Here is a 16,602-nt window from a genome sequence, read left to right as displayed (position 1 = left end):
ACGGCACGGTCACATGGCCGCTGTTGCGGTGCAACATGCCGTCATGGCCGACGGCGCCCGCCTGGCGTTCCGCCGCCGCGCGAAACCTTCTAAGAACCGCTGGAGAATGTGCCACGGGGCGCATTCCACCGTGCGCTACCAACCCGTACTCCACCCGGCATCGCCTCCAGGATTCTGATGCAGGGTGGGCGGGATGGTGCCGCATCATTCGAACGGGCTCCAAGAACCGCGCCATGCCGCACGACCTGATCAAGACCACCCGCGACGGCGTCATCGCCACCGTCCTCATTGACCGCGAGGCCAAGCGCAACTGCCTCGACCTGCCGATGTGGGTCGCGCTGGGGGAGGCGCTGGGGGCGCTGTCCGCCGACGAGACGCTGCGCGCGGTGGTCATTCGCGGCGCGGGCACCGAGGCCTTCTCGGCCGGGGCGGATATCGCCGCCTTCGAGCATGAGCGCGGCACGCCGGAACGCGAGGCGGTCTATGGGCACGAGTTGCACAACGCCCTGCAGGCCGTGCGCGGCTGCATCCATCCCACCATCGCCGCCTGTTCCGGCTGGACCATGGGCGGTGGCTGCGGCATCGCCACGATGTGCGACTTCCGCATCGGCGCGCCTTCCACGCGGATGGGCATCCCGGCACGCAACCTCGGCATCTTCTACGCCTTCGAGGAGATCGACCCGATCCTGCAGATCTGCGGCTATGCCACCACGGCCGAAATCCTGATCGAGGGCCGCGTGCTGACCGGGCAGGAAGCCCATGAGAAGGGCCTGCTGTCGCGCCTGGTCGCCGATGGCACGGTGCATGGCGAAGCCCAGGCGCTGGCGGAGCGGATTGCGCAGGGTTCACCCCTCTCAGCTCGCTTCCACAAATACGCGATGCAGAAGCTGCGCGGCACGGTCGCGATCAGTGCCGAGGACCGGGTGCGCGAGGAATCCTTCGCCTACACTGAGGATTTCCGCAACGCGGCCCGCGCCTTCCTCGCCAAGCGCAAGCCGGTCTTCGAAGGGCGCTGACGCCGCCCGAGCGGACGGGCCGGACCCACGTTGCATTCACTTTAGGGAAGAGCCGTACCGGGCGCTCACGTCCGGCTTACCATCGGTGCGTGATGATCCTGGTCGCTGACCACGGTCCGGACAGACACGCTCGAGCGATTCGGCACGGCCGCCTACCAGGCGGCGACCTTCCTTGAACGCGGCGTGATCGTACCCTTCACCACCCCCTTCTTGCTCGGCGCCCGCATCCGCCTGACCGACACCCCGTCGGGGCTGGAGGTGGTGATCGGCAATCCCTCCGGCGGACGAGGCTTCTACATTGTCCGCTGGGGCGCCCTGCCCGAGGCCTGTGCGCCCACCCTGCATGGCAGGCGGCTGTGGCAAAGGCTGTGCGATCAGACCGCCATCGCGCCGTCGCTCGCATGTGAAACGGCCCGCGCCGTGGCCACGGAGAGATTGGCCGGGCGCGCCGCCGCCGCTGCCGTCGCGCAGGCCCGCGGCGCCGAAGGGGCGGCCCGCATGCCTGCCAACGTCCTGCTGCTACTCGACCTGGTCCGCCGCACCGAATCGTACAACGAAGCGGTTGTGTCCCCACAGGCCGACACGCCGGCCAATATCGAAAGCCGTGCTCGCCGCGCCGTCGCGCGATTCGCCCTCGCCTGGGTGTCAGTGCCGAGATCATTGCCGCCTGGCTCAAGTCGATCGCCGGCGTGGTCGCCGGCATCGGCGTGCCCGACGACGGTGCGACGTCGCGGATGCGCGGCCTTGCCCAGTCACTTGCGAGCATGGTGCAGGAGATTGAGCTGTGGATCGCGCAGTCCGTCGCCCCTCGTGAACAGCATGCGGCCATACTCGTCATCGATGCGGCGCGGTTGACGCTCAACTGTGCCGGGGCGGCCTTCAAGGACCTCGATGGCACGCGGTCGGACACGCCCACGCTTCTGCGGGCATGGCGGGAGGATCAGGCCGAAATCGCAAGACGGGCGACCCGGCCCGACTAGCTGCTCGATGGGCGGCAGGTGATCTGCGCGCTGTGGCGCGATACCGACCCAGCCCTGCGCAGCGGCGTGCTGTGGGAAATGGCGATGCTGGCGATGCCGCGCGAGGTCGAGGAATGGCTCGGAATCATCGAGAATTGGGACCGCCCGTACCGGCTGCGCCGCGTGGAGCGCGCCAATTAGGAATGGCGCAGCGGCTGCATGCTCGACACCGTCGCGCGTAACGAACGCTGCGGGCGCGGGCCGCGTGACACTCGTCACCGCCGCGGAACATCGCCGCCTGACCCACGCCGTCGCCACCGCATCCGACAAGGCGCTAGCCGGCATCGTCGCCCTGCTGGACGCCATGGCGGACCGGCGGGAGGCGGACCGATTGCTTGATGCCGTGCGGCCGCGGCTGCGCCAGTTGCGGCCGCCGCGCCCGATCGGCCTGCCGAGGCTGCTCTTCGTGCCGCTGCGTGGCGCGATCACCGAAGCGCTGCTTTGGCGCCGACAGGATGGCGGCCTGCCGCGCAGCGCTCTTCTGCCGATTGCCGGGGCGGTGAGTGCCGCCATCGGCGCCGAAGCGAACGCGATCGATGCGATGATCGCCGGGCGCAATTTCGCCGATCTGCGCACTGTCGATGCCGCAGGCCGGCGATTTTGGCGCGCCGCTGCCGGCGTGGCCGCCGGCCTGGCGCAGCCCGACTCCTGGGAAACGACGGGGCTGAACGCGGCCGGTTTCCAACATGTCATGACGATCGCTGCCGGGGTCTGTCGCCATGCCGATCCGTTGTGGGCGGCGATACTGGCCCACCCATGGGGCCGCCGGACGTGCTGGTGCAGGACGCCCTCACCGCCGCCGCTGCGGAGGGCCCGATGGTGCCCGAGGCCATCCTTGCGACCCTGCTGCTCAAGGCGGCCAAGCCAGGCAGCGCGGCGGCGGCCGCTGCCGCCGCGCGCATCGGCCCGCCCGGGGCGGCCGAGCGGATGCTCGATCGCTGGATCGATGGCTGCAACTCGGACATCACGATCGCCGACCCGCAAGGCTCGGCCCGGCTCGGCGAGCCGCCAACCGGATCGGCGCCGGCGGATCGCCGCCTTGCGCCGCGACGTCGGCGAAGCCTGCCGCAACGCCTTTACCGATGGTGCGACGATCGGCCTACTGGAACCGCTGGCCCGGTCCGGCGCCCCGCCAACCGACGAGGCCATGGAGGCGATGGAAACCAAGGCGCGGGCGCTGAGGCGGCTGGAGCAGGCGGGCCGGCAACTCGTTGGCGGACCGACCCATGACGCCGTGCTGCGGCGCATCGTCGACGGCTTCGGCATGATGCGAGCCGCGCCGGGCGCGAACCCGGCGGACCTCGCCAGCCTGACGGAGATCCTGGCCGGGCCTGAAGCGGCGCTGCGCCTGCTCGATGCTGCCTGAGCAGGCGCCGCGCCGTCCCGGTCAGCCGCGAACCAGGGGGCAGCCGCCCTCGTTCATCGGGCGGAAGGCCTCATCGCCCGTCACGGTCGCCTTCAGATTGTAGAAGTCCCATGGCCCATGGCTTTCCGCCGGCGTCTTCACCTGGAACAGATAGGCAGGGTGGATCTTGCGACCATCCTGGCGCACCAGGCCGGGGCCGAAGGCGTCGTCATCGGTCGGCATGCGCTTCATCATGGTGACGACATCGAGGCCCGACGCCTTGGCCCGCGCCACGCCGACTTCCATCACCGCCTTGAGGTAGTGGATGACGCAGGAATAGGTGCCGGCATGTTCCTGGCCCGGCATGTTGTCGGGCGTGCGGCGGAGGATGCGCTGGGCGAGGCCGCGGGTGCGGTCGTTGAGGTCGTGATAGAAGACCTCCGACAGCAGCATGCCCTGGGCGGCTTCGAGGCCGATCGCCTTGATGTCCTGTACGAACATGATCATGCCCGCGAGCTGCGCGCCGCGCCGCGTCAGGCCGAATTCATGGGCCTGCTTGACGCAGTTCACCATATCCGCCGCCGCCATGGCGAGGCCGACCACCTTGGCGCGGGAGGCCTGCGCCTGCAGCAGGAAGGAGGAGAAGTCGGCGGTGCCCGGGAAGGGGTAGCGCGCCGAACCCAGCACGCGCCCGCCGGCCTTCTGCACGAAGGCGCCGACGTCGCGTTCGAGCTGGTGGCCGAAGGCGTAGTCGGCGGTGATCATGTACCAGGTGTCGCCGCCGGCGCGCACCGAGGCACCGCCGACCACATTCGAGAACATCCAGGTGTCGTAGGTCCATTGGATGGTGTTCGCCGTGCATTGCGGCCCGGTCAGCGCCGAAGAGGCCGCGCCCGAGGCGAGCTGCACCTTGTCCTTATCCTTCACCAGATTGGCGACGGCGAGGGCGATGGCGGAATTGTTCACCTCGCAGATCATGTCCACGCCGTCCTGGTCGATCCAGCGGCGGGCGAGCGCGAGGGCGGCATCGGGGCGGTTCTGGTGGTCACCCTGGATGACCTCGACCTTGATGCCCCGATTGGTCATGCCGAGGTCCTCGACCGCCTGCTGCGCGGCGGCGAGGCTGGTCGGGCCGGAGGTGGAGCGATACGGGCCGGAGAAATCTGCGAGCACGCCGATGCGGATGACCTGGTCATGGGCCTGCGCCCAGGCGCGGCCGGAGGTCAGGGTCGCGGCACCGGCGACGGCGCCCCCCGCCAGGATCTGGCGGCGGTTCACGATGGTCATGGTCTGGACGTCTCCCGATAGTGCTTCGAGGTTGCGATCCAGCCCGTTGCATGGGTTGCAGCCAGGCGCAAGCGCGGCGGCCACGGGCGACCATCGCATGGCCATGCGCCTGACGGCGCATGGCTGAAGCGCGGTTCAGAAGCGGAAGTTCAGGCTCACCCCGGGTTGCGGCGCGTAATAGACCGGCGGTGGCGGCGCATAATAAACCGGCGGCGGCGGGGCGTAGTAGACCGGTGGCGGCCGATAATACCGGGGTGGCGGCGGCGCGTAATAGACCGGTGGTGGCGGCGCCCAGCCGTAGTAATAGCCCGGAGGCCCATAGCCGCCTCGGCGCCAGCGACCGCGACCGCCTTCGCCCCCGTCCCCGGCCGGCAGCAGCGCCGACGGGCGTGCCTCCGGCACCGCCAGGAAGGGGTTGCCGCCGGCGCGCGCCAGCGTCGTGCCGGTTCCGCCATCGGCACCGTCGGTGGCCACCATGGACGCCCCAGCGATGCGCGGCATCGCGGCGTCGGCCCCACCCGCCAGCGCCACATGGGCGACGCCGAGCAGAATCGCGCTGATCGTCACAGGTCGCATCGGTCCCTCCGGATGCCAGTCGCTCTTAAACGATATGAGAGTGTCATCGCGATATGACAGAGTCGTGGCAAGTCCGGCATGGCGGCGACACAAGTTCTGGATATGAGAGCGCATGGATCGCAGCGCCCCTCCGCTCACTATCGTCTCGGCCACCCCAGGAATAGCGTGGCCCGCGCTGCCCGACGCGCCGGGCGCCGCGCTGCTTGCGATCCTGTTTCAGCTCGAACAATCGCAATGGTGGCCGACGGAACGGCTGCAGCAGGCCCAGCGCCGCCAATTGTCCGTGTTGTTGTCACATTCGCGCGACCGGGTTCCATTCTACGGCAGCCGTCTGCCGCGTGACTGGCCGGATGCCGCCGACGCCACGGCATGGGAAGCGGCCTGGCAGAGGCTGCCGATCCTTCGGCGGGAGGAGATCCAGGCGGCGGATGCCAGCGAGGCGATGCTCGCCGATGCGCTGCCGCCGGGTCACGGTGAATACCGCGAGGTCTTCACCTCCGGCTCAACCGGGCGGCCGATCCGCGCCGTGCGCAGCCAGCTCTGGGAACTCGTCTGGAGCGCCTTCACCATCCGCGACCATCTTTGGCATTGCCGCGACCTGACCGGGACGCTGGCGGTGATCCGCGAGAGCAGTGCGGGCAAGGCCGCCTACCCGCAGGGCGACACGCAGCAGGGCTGGGGCTTCTCCAGCGCCGGCGTGTTCGAGACAGGGCGGCTGGTCAGCCTGAACGTGACGACGCCCGTGGACCAGCAGCTGGAATGGCTGGTCCGGCAGGATCCGGACTACGTCCTGTCACATCCGAGCATCCTCGCCCGGCTCGCCGCGGCGTCACGGGAAGCGGGCTCGCGCCTACCCCGGCTACGACAGGCGATGACCATCGCGGAGGCGCTGCGGCCGGAGGCACGGCAAGCGATCGAGGCGGCCTGGAATGTCACCGTGGCCGATGTCTACAGCACGCGGGAAGCGGGCTACCTCGCGCTGCAATGCCCGGACCATCCGCATTACCATGTGCAGTCGGAAGGGCTGCGCGTCGAGGTCATCGGCGAGGATGGGCAAGCCTGCGCGCCGGGCGAAACCGGTCGGGTGCTGGTGACGCCGCTGCACAACCTCGCCATGCCGCTGATCCGCTACGATATCGGCGATATGGCGGAAGTAGGTCCGCCCTGCCCCTGCGGGCGGGGGCTGCCGGTGCTGACCCGCATCCTGGGGCGACGACAGAACATGCTGCGTCTGCCCGGTGGGGAACGGCGCTGGCCGTTGCTGTCTTCCGGCGACCTGGCGGGCTTGGTGGAGGCGGTGCCGCCGCTGCGCCAGTACCGAATCGAGCAGAAAGCGCTGGACCATCTGCATGTCGCGCTGGCCGTGACCCGGCCGCCAAGCGCGGCGGAGGAGGCGGCCGTCATCGCCTGGGCGCGGAAGAAGTTCGGCGCCGGCTTCCGGGTGACGGTCGAAGCGATGGCAGAACTGCCGCGCACCACCGCCGGCAAGTTCGAGGATTTCGTCTGCGACATACCGGAGAGCGGGTAGAGCAGATCCCGGCCGGCTGATGACGCTCGAACAAGCAAGGCGAGCGCGCTTCCACCCTCAGGGAACCGCCCTAGCCGCCGCCCGGGGTTTCGCGCGCCGTCCACCCGCGCCATGATCCCGGCGCTCACCTTGTTCGGAACTGGCACCATGGCTCTGCGCTGCGACCTCATCATCCGCGATGCAACGATCTTCGACGGCACCGGCGGGCCGCGCCGGCGCGGCGATGTAGGCGTCACGGGGGACCGCATCGTCGCGGTGGGCGACCTCGGCGCCGCCTCGGCCGATCGCGAGATCATCGCGGGTGGCAAGGCCTTGGCGCCCGGCTTCATCGACGCGCACACCCATGACGACCGCGCAGTGATGTGCGGCCCGGAGTGCATGACCTGCAAGATCAGCCAGGGCGTGACGACGGTGGTCGTCGGCAATTGCGGCGTGTCGCTCTCCCCTGCCCGCTTCAAGCGCCTCCCGCCGCCGCCGCTCGACCTGATCGGCGAGGAGGGCTGGTGGCGCTTCGACAGCTTCGGCGACTACGCGCATGAGTTGAAGAAGCGCGGCTCGGAGGTGAACACCTTCGCCCTGGTCGGCCATCAGACGATGCGCGTCGAAGCCATGGACGGCGACGTGATGCGCGTCGCCAAGGATTCCGAGATCGAACACATGCGGCTGCGGGTGAAGAACTCGCTGGCCGAGGGTGCTTCGGGCTTCTCGACCGGGCTGTACTACCCGCTCAACATGCATGCGACGACGGAGGAGGTGATCGCGGTGGCCGAGCCGCTGCGCGCCATGGGCGGCATCTACGTCACCCATATGCGTGATGAGGCGGATCGCGTCTGCGCCTCGATCGAGGAGACGGCGAAGATCGGCAAGCGCGTCGGCGTGCCGGTGTGGATCAGCCACCACAAATGCTCGATGCCGGAGAATTACGGCCGCTCGCCCCAGACGCTGGCGCTGATCGACGCCTTCAACCAGACGCAGGACGTGTTCTTCGACATGTATCCATATCCGGCCGGCTCGACCGTGCTGATGCCGGACCGGCTGCGCGACGACGTGAAGGTGATGATCACCTGGTCCGTGCCGCATCCGGAGATGGCGGGCAAGTACCTCGCCGACATCGCGCGTGGCTGGAACACCGATATCCGCCTTGCCGCCGAACGTCTGCTGCCGGCCGGCCAGGTGACCTGGCAGATGGATGAGGAGGATGTGCGGCGGATCATGGCGCATCCGTCTTCCGTCATCGGATCGGACGGCATTCCGCATGACGCGCACCCGCATCCGCGGCTGTGGGGCACCTTCCCGCGCGTGCTCGGGCTTTATGCGCGGCAGTTGCGGCTGTTCAGCATGGAGACCGCGATCCACAAGATGACGGGGCGCACCGCCTCGCTGTTCGGCATGATCGACCGCGGCGAGATCCGCGAAGGGGCCTATGCCGACCTGGTACTGTTCGACGCGGATACGGTGATCGATCGCGCGACCTTCGAGGAGCCAAAGCAGGAGAGCCTCGGCATCGACGAGGTCTGGGCAAATGGCGTGCCGACCTTCGTCGCGGGCAAGGGCGCGACGGGGGAGAAGCCGGGGCGGTTGGTGACGCGCAACCGGGTGTGATCCAGCCGCGCGGCCTGACGCGGGGGCGGGCCGCGCGCGGTTCACGCAATGGTCATCCGCACGGCGCGCAGAGGTGATGCGCGGAGGCTTGTCGAAGCGCGTCGTCTCAGCGTTTCTATGAAGCATGCGCTCGCATGAGCGTCGCGCCCCGTCGCCCGGCGGGGTGTTTTCTTGTCTGCGAGCGTACGGGGAACCAGCGTCATGTCGGGAGCGTTCTACACAGGCGCGAAGGGCGGCCTTCACGGTGGCTCGTTCGACTCCTCGAGCCTCGATGCGAATACGCGCGCGGTCATGATGGATGAACGCTGGACGACATCCTTTGGCGGCAGCGAGGCCGCGAGCGTCATCACCTACGCCTTCCCCACCCTTGTCACCGACTACACCGGCGCGCCGAGCGGGTATCCCACCTCCGATCCGGGCGAGCCAGGCGACGACGACGATGACGAGAACCCCCTCGACACCTTCGCGCCGGCCACCGAATTGCAGAAGGCGGCGGCGGTGGCGGCGATGGGGCTTGTCGCCTCCTACACGCAGCTGACCTTCGTCGAGGCGGCATCGCCGAGCGCCGCGGATGCGACCTTCCGCTTCGCGGCCTATGGCCAGTCCGGTTCGGAATCGCGATTCCCGCCCAACGACAACCTGAACTACGCCGAGAGCGACAGCCGCTCCGCCGGCGATACCTGGCTGGGTGGCAACGGCACGCCGCCAACGGCAGCCTTCTTCGGCACCGACCACTTCAACACCGTCATGCATGAGATGGGGCACGCCTTCGGCCTGAAGCATGGCCATGACGACGGCTTCGGGCGCACCCTCTCGGCCGACCGGAACGACAACGAGTTCTCGGTCATGACCTATGCCAGCTATCTCGGCGCGGATGCCGCGGGCGGGGCCTCGGAAGCTTGGGTCGGTTCCGCGCCGCAGAGCTACATGATGTACGACATCGCCGCGCTGCAGGCCTATTACGGTGCCAATTTCGGCAAGGTCGGCACCGAGGCCGTCTACAGCTGGGATGCCGTCACTGGCCAGCAATACATCAATGGCGTCGCAGCGGCCTTCACCGGGGCCAGCGAGACAGGCAAGATCCTTTCCACGGTTTGGACCCAGGGCGCGAGCGCGACCTACGACCTCAGCAACTTCAATGAGGACCAGCTAGCCGATCTGCGGCCCGGCCAATGGCTGCGCTTCTCCTCGGGCCAGATCGCCGACCTCAACGACCAGGCGCCGGAAGGCACGGCGGCGTACCAGGCGCAGGGCAATATCTACAACGCGCTGCTGTATCGAGGCGATGCGCGCTCACTGGTCGGCAACCTCATCACCGGCAGCGGCAATGACCAGCTGATCGGCAATGATGCCGACAACGGCCTGACCTCCGGGGCCGGCAACGACACCATCGATGGCGGGCTTGGCGACGACACCATCAGCGCCGGGTCAGGTGCCGACCGCATCACCTTCGGCGCGGGGCGCAACCTTCTGCGCGACCAGCTCGGCGACCTGGATGGCGATGCGGTGCTGGATTTCGCCAGCGGCAATGCGGTGCAGATCCTCGGCACGCAGGCGGCGCGCTCGGCCTTCAGCGTCTTCAATGACGGGGCCTCGGCCACCTTCGCGCTGCAGGACAGCAGCTTCACGCTGCATGGCGCGTTCACGGATGGCGACTTCATTGCCGCGGCGCGCGGCAGCGGCGAGGACGGATTCACCCATCTCGCCTTCATCCCCTACCTGCTGGACCTCGCCGAGCATGTGACCGTGGAGGCTGCGGCGATCAATGGCATCGCCGACAGCATCCTGCTGACGGGTGACGGGATGGTGAGCTTCAATGTCACGCTGGAAGCGGCGACGACGAGCTATCGCAACATGGTCGGCTCCTACCGCATCGCGGCGGATGGCTCGATCGCCGATGTCAGCCTCCTGTTCGACGACGTGCTCTCGGAATCGGCGGCCGGCGGCTCCATGGCGCTCGGAACGCCCGGCGCGGGGGAGGGCATCGGCTTCTTCCTCGTGCAGAACGGGGCGGCGTTCTATGAGAGCCTGCCGGACGACCTATCCTTCCGGGCCGCGGATGGCGACACGCCCTGGGTCCTGCACAGCGCCAGCCTGGGGGACCTGACCGGCGCGGCTGTGTTCCACTCGCTGGCGAACTACAATCCAGGCGGATCGGTGCAGGTACTCTCGGGGCTGCAATCAGGCGACGAGGATCTGTGGATCGGCTTCGAAGACCTGATCGGCGCGATCAGCGACAACGACTTCCAGGACGTCGTGCTGCGTATCCATGAAACGGAGACGCTGCTCGGCTGACGTCAGCAGGCCCTCGCCGCAAAGACCCGCGATGGCGTGACGAACTCATCCTGCGCGGCGACCGTCAGGATCTCGCGCGACCCGGCTTCCGCTGTCCGCCGCAGCAACCCGAACACCGAGGAGGCCGCGACGACCAGCGCTGCCTCCGCCGATCCGGTGCGCAGTCGATGGAACAGGAACAGCGCGGCGATCGCATCCCCTGCCCCGTTCACCGACAGCGGCAGCATCGGCGTGGACAGCCGCCAGAAGTGGCCGCCCTCCCCGGCCAGCATGCCGATCTCGCCCTCCGGCGTATCAGCCAGGCGCAGGGAGGTGACCAGCACGCAGCGCGGCCCACGCGCCTGCAATGCCGCGACCGCCACCTTGGCGTCCTCCAGCGTCGTCACCTCGCGGCCCGTCAGCCATTCCAGCTCGAACTGGTTGGGGGTGATGATGTCGGCTTCGGGCAGCGCCTCGTCGCGCAGGAATTCCGGGATGCCGGGGCGGACGAAGACGCCACGGCCGACATCGCCGATCACCGGGTCGCAGCACCACAGCGCCTCGGGGTTGGCCGCCTTCACGCGCCGAGCGGCATCGAGGATCGCCGTGCCGATCTCGGCCGAACCCATATAGCCGGACAGCACGGCATCGCAGCGCGGCAGGACGCCGCGTTCCTCGATACCGGTGACACAGTCCTGGATGAGGTCGGCGCCGAAGACCTGGCCGCGCCAGGCGCCGTAGCCGGTGTGGTTGGAGAACTGCACCGTGTGGATGCCCCAGACCTCGGCGCCCAGCCGCTGCAGCGGGAAGATCGCGCTGGCATTGCCCACATGGCCATAGGCCACCCAGGACTGGATCGACAGGATCGAGGTCATCGGCGCATCCGCAGCATCAGGGGGCGCGGACGCTAGGAAGCCGGCCGGGTATGGTCAATCCGTCGCCAGCGGCTGCGAGCGGTGGCTTGCGCGGTCACGCGATGCGCGTCCATTGTCGTGCATCAAGCCCGGGGACCAACCCCGGTCCGTAACCCCGTGGGAGGGACCCAGGATGACGACAGCCCTGACGCGCCGTGAGGCTCTGACCGCCGGCTTCGGTACCGTGCTGCTGCCGGCGACGCTGTCCGCCCAGCCGGCGCAGAAGCCGGCCGAATTCAAGATCGGCGTGACCACCTTCCTGTCGGGGCCGGCCTCAGTGTTCGGCGTGCCGTCGCGCAAGGCCTGCGAGATGCTGGTCGAGCACATCAACGCCGCGGGCGGGATCGCCGGCGTGCCGGTGCGCCCGATCTTCGTTGATGAAGGCCCCGGCACGGACCATCTGGTGGGCGAATTCCGCCGCCTCGTGCAGTCCGAGGGCGTGCAGGTCATGATGTCGGCGATCTCCTCCGGCTCCTGCCTCGCCTGCACGCCGTTGGCGACCGAACTGAAGAAGGTCACGATCCTGTGGGATTGCGGGACCCAGCGCATCTTCGAGGAAGCGCATTACGACTACGCCTTCCGCACCCAGGGCTATGGCACCTCCGAGATCCTGGCGCCGCTGCTGTACCTGCTGAAGACCAAGCCGAATATCCGCACCGTCGCCGTGATCAACCAAGACTATGCCTGGGGCCGCGATTCGTGGGAGCTGTGGAAGGCTGGCATGGACGCGCTGAAGCCCGGCGTGCGCGTGGTGGCCGAGATGTTCCCCCGCTTCGGCTCGACCGATTTCTCGACCGAGATCACCCGCCTGCTGGCGCTGCGCCCGGATGTGGTGCTGTCCACCTCCTGGGGCGGCGAGCTCGTCACCCTGATTCGCCAGTCAACCGAGCGCCGGCTGCATGAGCGCACGACCTTCGTGCTGCCGGTGGCCGAGGCGTCGATGCAGATCCTGGGCCGCACCATGCCGGAAGGCCATGTCATCGGCACCCGCGGCGACCACTGGAATAATCATCCGGCGCCCAAGGACCCGGCGCTGTTCAACAAGTTCGTCGGCGACTACCGGCAGAAGTTCAACGAATACCCGATCTATCCCTGCCACCACATCGCGCAGGCGCTGTGGGCGCTGAAGGCAGCGACGGAGAAGGCGGTGGCGGCGAAGAACGGGGCCTGGCCGTCCGATGCCGAACTCGCCGGGGCGTTCCGCGGCCTGACCTTCCCGACACCGACATCGACCATCACGCTGCGCGAGGACGGCCAGGGGCTTGAGGACCAGATCGTCGGCCTGTCCTCCTTCAACGACCGCTTCCCCTTCGCGGTGCCGAAGGAGATGATGCTGTATCCCGGCGCACAGGTCTCCGCGCCGGTCGGTCAGAAGAGCACCGACTGGCTCAAGTCGCTGAAGCCCGACTTCGTCACCACCGCTGGCCGTTCGATCTAGGGACAGCGCAGACCATGGCCGAGTGGTTTCAGGATAATGGCCTTCTACTCGGCCTGGCCTTGCTGGACGGGCTTTCCTCCGCCGGGTTGATCTTTCTCGTCGCGGTGGGGCTCAACCTTGTTTTCGGCGTCCTGCGCATCGTCAATGTGGCGCATGGCTCGCTCTATGCCATCGGCGCCTACAGCGCCGCGTCCATCGGCATTTTCGCCGGCAGCCTCGGCCTACCGGACTGGGCGTCGATCCCCGCACTGTTCCTGTCCGCCGCGCTGGTCGGCGCGGTGCTCGGGCCGTTGATCGAACGCTTCCTGTTGCGCCGCATCTACGCGCAGGAGGAAGTCGTCCAGCTGCTGGTGACCTTCGCGCTGTTCATGATCCTCGAGGATGTCCAGAAGCTGGTCTGGGGCGTGCAGCCCATCGAGAATCGCGTGGCGATGCAGTTGCTGGGCAATACCGACGTGCCGTTCGGGGCGGACTTCATCCCGTACACCAATTACCAGCTGTTCCTGTTGCCCGGGGTCGCCATCGTCACGCTGGTGGGCCTCGCCTGGTTCCTGCGCCGGACGTTGACCGGGCGCGTCATCGTCGCCGTCACCACCGATCGCGAGGCGGCCTCCGCCATGGGGATCGACGCGGCGAAGATCTACCTGTTGACCTTCACCTTCGGGGCGATGCTGGCCGCGCTGGGTGGCGCGCTGTCCTCGCCCACCGCGGCGCTGGTGCCGGGGATCGGTGCGCAGACCATCGTGCTGTCCTTCGCCGTGGTCGCGACTGCCGGGCTGGGGCGGATCGAGGGGGCGGCGCTGACCTCACTGATGATGGGCTTGGGCCGGTCCATCGCCGTGTATTTCGAGCCTGAACTGGAAGTCGTGGTGCCCTACATCATCATGGTGCTGGTGTTGCTGGTCCGCCCGCAGGGGCTGTTCGGCGTGGCGGAGACCCGCCGCGTATGAGCACGACGCAAGACCCGCCGCGCGACCCGATGGCCCGCCCGGCCCGGCTGATGAAGCGCTACGAACCCATTCTCGCGATCCTGCTGGCCGCGGCCATGATCACCGCGGCGATCCTCGCCCCCTGGCTGCGCTTCGTGCTGACTATCGCGCTCGCCAAGGGCATCGCGGTGCTCGGCATCCTGCTGCTGCTGCGCGCCGGGCAGGTCTCCTTCGGCCATGCGATCTACATCGCCTTCGGCGCCTATGTGGTCGCCTTCCTGGCGCCGACCGTCAACGACGCGGCATTGCTGCTCGCGCTGGCGGCGGTGGGCGCAGGGTTGCTCGGGCTGGTAATCGGCGCCTTCGTCACGCGCTACCGGCAGATCTTCTTCGGCATGCTGAACCTGGCGATGTCGATGGTGTTCTATTCGCTGCTGGAGAAGCTGTACGCCATCACCAAGGGCAGCGACGGCATCCGGGTCGAGATCATGCCGATTGCTGGCCAAGCGCTGGACCGCGTCGCCTATGAATGGGTGATCTTCGGCATCGCGCTCGGCATCGCCCTTGTCGTGGCGATCTTGCTGCGGCTGTACCTGTCCTCGCCGATGGGCGAGGCGTTGGCCGGCATCAAGACGCGCGAAACGCGGCTCGAATTCATGGGGGTGCCGGCGCGCGGTGTGCTGCTCTCGGCCTATGTCATGTCGGCGGTGGTGGGTGGCATCGGCGGCGCGCTGATCGCCCTGACCTCGCGCCATGTCACACCGCAGCTGGCCTATTGGACCTCCTCGGGCGAGCTGGTGTTCATCGCCATCCTCGGCGGGGCGGGCGGCGTACTCGGGCCGTTCCTTGGTGCGGCGACCTACGAGCTGGTGCGCATCTACGCGGCGGCCTCCTTCGCCGATGCCTGGCAGATGATCCTCGGCGCGGTGCTGCTGCTGGTCATCCTGTTCGCGCCGGGCGGGCTGTGGGGGATGGCGGCGCGGGCGATCGGGGGGCGCGGGCGATGAGCGAGGTGCTTCTCCAGGCCTCGGGCCTGCGGCTCGCCTTCGGTGGCGTGAAGGCGGCGGATGGCATCGACCTCGGCGTGATGAAGGGCGAGTTCCTCGCCATCATCGGCCCGAACGGCGCGGGCAAGACTACCTTCATCAACATGACGACCGGCTATCTGCGGCCGAATGCCGGCACCATCACCTATGACGGGCGGCGCATCACCGGCATGTCGCCGCGCGCCATCGTCAAGCTCGGCATCGCGCGGTCCTTCCAACTGCCGCAGCTGTTCGTCGAGCATACGGTGGAGCAGAATATCGCGCTGGCCGTGGCGTCGCGCGATGGCATCTGGTCGCCGCTGACGCCGCTGCTGCGGCCGCGCTTTCGCGACGAGGCGCGCGACCTGCTCGGCCGTTTCGGCCTTTCGGCGATCGCTGATACCCGGGCCGATGCATTGAACGAGGGCGCGCGCAAGCTCGCCGACATCGCCATGGCGGTGGCGTTGAAGCCGCGACTGTTGCTGATGGACGAGCCGACTTCCGGCGTCGCCGCGTCGGAAAAAATGGAGGTGGTCGAGACGTTGGCCCGCGTGCTGCGCGATGCCGCCGTGACCGCCGTCTTCGTCGAGCACGACATGGATGTGGTGGAACGCTTCGCCGACCGCGTGGCGGTCTGGAGCCAGGGGCGCATCGCCGCGCTGGGCCCGCCGACCGAGGTGCTCAACGACCCCGCCGTGCAGCGCGACGTCATCGGGATTGAACGGCATGCTTGACCTGTCGGGTGTCTCCGTCGCGATCGCCGGGGTGCCGGTGCTGCGCAATGTCTCGCTCTCGGTGCCCGCTGGCGGGCGCGTCGCGCTGATCGGGCGCAATGGGGCCGGCAAGACCACCACACTGCGCGCGCTGATGGGCCTGGTCCCGGCCAGTTCGGGCACGGTGATGATCGATGGCGAGGATGAGACCCGCCTCGCCGCGCATCACCGCACCCGCCACGGCATCGGCTATGCGCCCGAGGAGCGCCGGCTGTTCGGCTCGTTCACGGTCGAGGACAACATGCTGTTGCCCGCCCAGGTGCTGCGCCTGGCCCCCGACGAGATCCAGCGCCGAATGGAGCGCGTCTATGGCCTGTTGCCGGAATTGCGGGACCTCGCACCGCGCAAAGCCGCCGGCCTGTCGGGCGGGCAGGGCAAGATGGTGGCGCTTGGCCGCGCACTGATGGTGGGCACCCGCGCGGTGCTGCTGGACGAGCCCTTCCAGGGCCTCGCCCCGGCCTTGGCCATGCGCTACGCGGAGGCGCTGAAGCGCCTGCGTGCAGCACTCCCCGACGTCGCCATCCTGATCACCGAAAGCAACCCCGAACTGCTGCGGCCGCTGGTCGAGCAGACCTATGTGATCGAGCGGGGAGAGATCAGCGCCGGCTGACGGGCGGATCGGTCGTGAGGAAATGAAGGGGCTCTGCCCCGCCAAACCACCCCGCCAAATGATGGTATCATTTAAAATGCCGATTTTTGGTGCTGGGCATGGAAGGCACGCTGCCCCGGCGACACGCGCTCCGTGCACAGAGGCTGGTTTCGGCGCCATTCCTGACCCTGGCGCCCGGCGGCAGATCGAGGTGTCCAGAGGCTCTTAGGCCTTTGGTGGGGTGAGCCCCGAGAGGGGCAAAGCCCCTCTCGGTTCCGTCCGCCCCA

General features: G+C 68.4%; 16 protein-coding genes. 12 read left to right on the top strand and 4 right to left on the bottom strand.

The features are described 5' to 3' along the window. The first annotated feature begins 233 nt into the window (after window positions 1-233). The 3 genes from IEY36_RS07785 (at window position 234) to IEY36_RS07775 (ending at window position 2,176) form a co-directional block, all read left to right on the top strand. Window positions 234-1,016: an enoyl-CoA hydratase/isomerase family protein gene (locus IEY36_RS07785; RefSeq protein ID WP_188966427.1), complete on the top strand. Its 783-nt coding sequence runs from the start codon at window positions 234-236 to the stop codon at window positions 1,014-1,016. A gap of 689 nt (window positions 1,017-1,705) precedes the next feature. Continuing rightward, entirely contained in the window at window positions 1,706-1,996 is a 291-nt protein-coding gene (locus tag IEY36_RS07780; protein ID WP_188966425.1) for a hypothetical protein, read from the top strand. Between the two features lie 18 nt (window positions 1,997-2,014). After that, window positions 2,015-2,176 carry a hypothetical protein gene (locus tag IEY36_RS07775; protein ID WP_188966424.1) on the top strand — a complete coding sequence of 54 codons (162 nt, stop codon included), beginning with the start codon at window positions 2,015-2,017 and terminating at the stop codon, window positions 2,174-2,176. Window positions 2,177-2,309: 133 nt separating this feature from the next. Here IEY36_RS07775 and IEY36_RS07770 read toward each other — a convergent pair whose 3' ends face one another. After that, window positions 2,310-2,756, bottom strand: a complete 447-nt coding sequence (locus IEY36_RS07770) for a hypothetical protein (protein WP_188966423.1) — start codon at window positions 2,754-2,756, stop codon at window positions 2,310-2,312. Between the two features lie 318 nt (window positions 2,757-3,074). Here IEY36_RS07770 and IEY36_RS07765 point away from each other — a divergent pair, with 318 nt between their 5' ends. After that, window positions 3,075-3,401 (top strand): hypothetical protein, encoded by a 327-nt coding sequence (locus IEY36_RS07765; RefSeq protein WP_188966421.1) that lies wholly within the window; start codon window positions 3,075-3,077, stop codon window positions 3,399-3,401. Window positions 3,402-3,422: 21 nt separating this feature from the next. Here the strand turns inward: IEY36_RS07765 and IEY36_RS07760 are convergent, their stop codons facing one another. Then, window positions 3,423-4,667: an ABC transporter substrate-binding protein gene (locus IEY36_RS07760; RefSeq protein WP_188966419.1), complete on the bottom strand. Its 1,245-nt coding sequence runs from the start codon at window positions 4,665-4,667 to the stop codon at window positions 3,423-3,425. Between the two features lie 135 nt (window positions 4,668-4,802). Then, the gene (locus IEY36_RS07755) at window positions 4,803-5,243 is read right to left on the bottom strand and encodes a hypothetical protein (RefSeq protein WP_188966417.1); all 441 of its coding nucleotides are present in this window, start codon (window positions 5,241-5,243) and stop codon (window positions 4,803-4,805) included. A gap of 112 nt (window positions 5,244-5,355) precedes the next feature. On the opposite strand from IEY36_RS07755, the gene IEY36_RS07750 reads away from it, so the two are divergent. The 3 genes from IEY36_RS07750 to IEY36_RS07740 all read left to right on the top strand — a co-directional run bounded on the left by IEY36_RS07750 (window position 5,356) and on the right by IEY36_RS07740 (window position 10,668). Beyond that, complete coding sequence (locus IEY36_RS07750) at window positions 5,356-6,771, top strand: phenylacetate--CoA ligase family protein (RefSeq protein WP_188966415.1); 1,416 nt, start codon at window positions 5,356-5,358, stop codon at window positions 6,769-6,771. 147 nt (window positions 6,772-6,918) lie between these two features. Beyond that, the gene (locus IEY36_RS07745; RefSeq protein ID WP_188966414.1) at window positions 6,919-8,373 is read left to right on the top strand and encodes an N-acyl-D-amino-acid deacylase family protein; all 1,455 of its coding nucleotides are present in this window, start codon (window positions 6,919-6,921) and stop codon (window positions 8,371-8,373) included. 201 nt (window positions 8,374-8,574) lie between these two features. Further along, window positions 8,575-10,668 carry a DUF4114 domain-containing protein gene (locus tag IEY36_RS07740; protein ID WP_188966411.1) on the top strand — a complete coding sequence of 698 codons (2,094 nt, stop codon included), beginning with the start codon at window positions 8,575-8,577 and terminating at the stop codon, window positions 10,666-10,668. Between the two features lie 2 nt (window positions 10,669-10,670). Here the strand turns inward: IEY36_RS07740 and pdxY are convergent, their stop codons facing one another. After that, a complete protein-coding gene (gene pdxY, locus IEY36_RS07735) occupies window positions 10,671-11,522 on the bottom strand; it encodes a pyridoxal kinase PdxY (RefSeq protein ID WP_188966409.1) in 852 nt (283 codons plus the stop codon). A 172-nt stretch (window positions 11,523-11,694) separates the two neighbouring features. On the opposite strand from pdxY, the gene IEY36_RS07730 reads away from it, so the two are divergent. The 5 genes from IEY36_RS07730 to IEY36_RS07710 are packed head-to-tail and all read left to right on the top strand — an operon-like array spanning window position 11,695 to window position 16,336. Beyond that, window positions 11,695-12,999 (top strand): ABC transporter substrate-binding protein, encoded by a 1,305-nt coding sequence (locus IEY36_RS07730; protein ID WP_188966407.1) that lies wholly within the window; start codon window positions 11,695-11,697, stop codon window positions 12,997-12,999. A 14-nt stretch (window positions 13,000-13,013) separates the two neighbouring features. Further along, on the top strand, window positions 13,014-13,949 hold the full coding sequence (locus IEY36_RS07725) for a branched-chain amino acid ABC transporter permease (RefSeq protein ID WP_188966405.1): 936 nt from the start codon (window positions 13,014-13,016) through the stop codon (window positions 13,947-13,949). Beyond that, the gene (locus tag IEY36_RS07720; protein ID WP_229681201.1) at window positions 13,946-14,935 is read left to right on the top strand and encodes a branched-chain amino acid ABC transporter permease; all 990 of its coding nucleotides are present in this window, start codon (window positions 13,946-13,948) and stop codon (window positions 14,933-14,935) included. Before IEY36_RS07725 ends, IEY36_RS07720 begins: the two co-directional genes overlap by 4 nt. Next, the gene (locus IEY36_RS07715) at window positions 14,932-15,687 is read left to right on the top strand and encodes an ABC transporter ATP-binding protein (RefSeq protein WP_188966404.1); all 756 of its coding nucleotides are present in this window, start codon (window positions 14,932-14,934) and stop codon (window positions 15,685-15,687) included. The genes IEY36_RS07720 and IEY36_RS07715 overlap by 4 nt, the downstream gene beginning before the upstream one ends. Then, window positions 15,680-16,336, top strand: a complete 657-nt coding sequence (locus IEY36_RS07710) for an ABC transporter ATP-binding protein (protein WP_188966402.1) — start codon at window positions 15,680-15,682, stop codon at window positions 16,334-16,336. The genes IEY36_RS07715 and IEY36_RS07710 overlap by 8 nt, the downstream gene beginning before the upstream one ends. The last annotated feature ends 266 nt before the right edge of the window (window positions 16,337-16,602 follow it).

This window comes from Neoroseomonas lacus (assembly GCF_014644535.1).
Classification (GTDB): Bacteria; Pseudomonadota; Alphaproteobacteria; order Acetobacterales; family Acetobacteraceae; genus Neoroseomonas; species Neoroseomonas lacus.
The sequence above is the reverse complement of the archived record's forward strand: the minus strand, read 5'-3'. Positions and strand labels throughout refer to the sequence as shown.